Source organism: Streptomyces recifensis (assembly GCF_002154615.1).
GTDB lineage: Bacteria > Actinomycetota > Actinomycetes > Streptomycetales > Streptomycetaceae > Streptomyces > Streptomyces griseoluteus.
Genome location: NZ_MUNH01000438.1, coordinates 1 through 2503 on the forward strand (window position 1 = coordinate 1; position 2503 = coordinate 2503).

The following is a 2503-nucleotide window of genomic DNA, read 5'->3' on the forward strand; positions in this document are numbered from 1 at the left end:
CACCACGACCGCCTCCCCCGCACCCGAACGCCCCCGCACGAGCGTCTCGAACATCAACTCGTGCCGAAGGTACATGCGGTGGCCGAAACGCGTCAGGCCCTGTGGACAACTCACCACTTGTGGACATCCACGGCGTCTTCCGCACCAGCGTCCCGACGCTCGCCCGCTTCCCCCGTCCCCTCCGCATCTCCCGCAGCACGGTCACCGTCTCCACCAGGAGCCCGGCCTCCGGTGAGCCGCCGGAAGAAGACCCACGTCACCCCGTACTGCGCCCCGGTCGCCAGGATCATCGCCAGCCACACCCCCTGCACCCCCAGAGAGGTGGCCGACAGCCCGTAGGCGAGCGGGATCTGCACACACGCGCCGAGTGCGGTGACGGTGAACAGCGCCCGCGTGCGCCCCGCGCCCGTGAACACCCCGCCCAGCGCCACCACCCCGGCGAGCAGAACCAGATAAGGCAGCAGACAGCGGAAGAAGACCGCCCCCGCTTCGGCCACGGCGGGGTCGGCGGTGAAGAGCCGCATCACCCGGCGGCCGCCCAGCGCGAGGAGAAGTCCCATGCCGCAAGCGGTGGTCGAGGCAAGCAAGAGGCTCTGCCTCCCGAGCAGCCGCGCCGCGCTCCGACCGCCGGCACGCGCGGTCAGGATGGCGGTGGCCTGCCGGAAGGCGTAGCAGGACATGGTGACCAAGAGCATGACCTTGGCCCCGATCCCGTAGACGGCGAGCGGGCCCGCGCCGAATCCGGCCACGACGCCGACGAGAGCCGCGCTCATGCCCATTCGCAGCACGAAGTCCCCGGACACCGGCAGCCCGATGCGCAGCACGCGCCGCACCACGGCGGCTGTGCTCGGACCGTCCGCCACCTGATCACCACGCACCCGGCCGAGCGCCCTCCGCAGAAGAAGGACGCCCACCGCCAGCGCGACAGCCCGCCCCGCGAGTGTGGCCAGCGCCGCGCCCTGCACACCCAGCCGGGGCAGGCCACCCACGCCGTAGATCAGCAGCGGATCGAGCACGAGTACGCATCCGTTGGCCAGGAGCGCCGTCCGCATCGGGGTGCGGGTGTCGCCGGTGCCCTTGAAGAGGCCGTCCACGACGTTCTGGGCGAAGAAGACCGCCATGCCGGGGAAGGAGACGGCGAGGAAGCCGACGGCCAGCCCGTGCAGGTCGCCGTGGCCGCCGCCCACGAACAGCGTGGCAACCCGGTCCCGGAGCAGGAAGCCGCCCACGGCAACCACGGACGAGAGAGCCAGCCAGAGGGCGGCGACGGCACGCACCACCACGGGCACCACCCCGCGCCGCCCGGTCCCCAGGGCGTCCGCGACCAGGATCGTCGCGCCGGTGCCTGCCATGAGGATCACGCCGAGCAGCACGTTCTCCAGCGTGCTCGCCACGGCGACGGCCCCCACCGCGGCCTCTCCCAGGCGGGCCACCCAGAGGGTGTCGACGATGCCGGCGACCACACCGGAGAGCAGCTCGCAGTAGACGGGGACCCCGAGCCCCAGCAGCGCCCGGCGAGCAGCGGCCGGATTACCGGGTCCGCACGCGGCGTCGAGCCGCGCCGACCGCTTGCTCTGAGGAGACACCGGCCACCCCTTTCGACGACGCCCAAGCTAGGTGAGCGACGGCGCCCTCTATCCCGCGCTCAACCGGCTGCGCCAGGCCGGGTATGTGGAACGCGAGGCCGAGCCCGGCAACAGTGCCCCTCAGCGACAGGGGCTGCGGATCACGCCGTCCGGCCGGGCGGAGTTGCTGCGCAGGCTGAGCGAGCCGAGGGAGAGCGAGATCACGGACGGCGGCGCGTTCTACACGCTGCTGGCCTTCCTCAGCCAGGTACCCGACCCGGAGCGAAGGGCCGCGGTACTGCGCCGACGCCTGGACTTCCTGACCCGGCCTGCCAGCTTCTTCACGCGCGCCGGGGCCCCGGTGCGCATCGCCGACGAGGCCGACCCGTACCGCAAGGGGATGCTGGTCATGGCCAGAGCGGCCCAGCGGGCGGAACGCGCCTGGCTGGAAGAGGCTCTCCGGGAACTCGAGCCCCCGCGGACCCCGTAACCCCGGGGCCGTCCGGCGCACATGCCCCCGGCCTCGGGGCACTCTCCGCCAACTCCGTTGAAAGGGACGCCCACGACGGCCCCACCTCCTGAGACCTTCCTCACAGAGGACCGGCCCCCAGGCCCGATCCCCGAGCGACCCCAGAAACGCCGAAGTGGGCGGCATCTAAACGATGCCGCCCACTTGGGGGTTGTGCGCGAGGGGGGAGTTGAACCCCCACGCCCTTTCGGGCACTGGAACCTGAATCCAGCGCGTCTGCCTATTCCGCCACCCGCGCATTGGGTGTGTCTTCCGGTTCGGCCCTTGCGGGCTGGCCCCTTCCGACATGCAGAACATTAGCACGGCCCACGGGGTGGAATCACATCCCTTCCCCAGGCCCCCCACCAGGCCATCTGCCCCGCCGCGCCCGAGAACCCGCACCGCACGGGCGCCCCGCCGGGACCTTCCG

The 2503-nt window shown here is 72.2% G+C and carries 2 protein-coding genes and 1 tRNA gene; 1 reads left to right on the forward strand and 2 read right to left on the reverse strand.

All coding sequences use genetic code 11. The annotated features are described in order from the left end of the window. Positions 1–110 precede the first annotated feature (110 nt). Positions 111–1586, reverse strand: coding sequence for an MATE family efflux transporter (locus CCN33_RS21865; RefSeq protein ID WP_086695242.1), 1476 nt, complete (start codon positions 1584–1586; stop codon positions 111–113). 31 nt (positions 1587–1617) lie between these two features. Between CCN33_RS21865 and CCN33_RS21870 the strand changes: the two genes are divergently transcribed. Beyond that, positions 1618–2055, forward strand: a complete 438-nt coding sequence (locus CCN33_RS21870; RefSeq protein WP_086695243.1) for a PadR family transcriptional regulator — start codon at positions 1618–1620, stop codon at positions 2053–2055. Between the two features lie 193 nt (positions 2056–2248). Here CCN33_RS21870 and CCN33_RS21875 read toward each other — a convergent pair. Next, positions 2249–2332 (reverse strand) — tRNA-Leu (locus CCN33_RS21875). Positions 2333–2503: the final 171 nt, after the last annotated feature.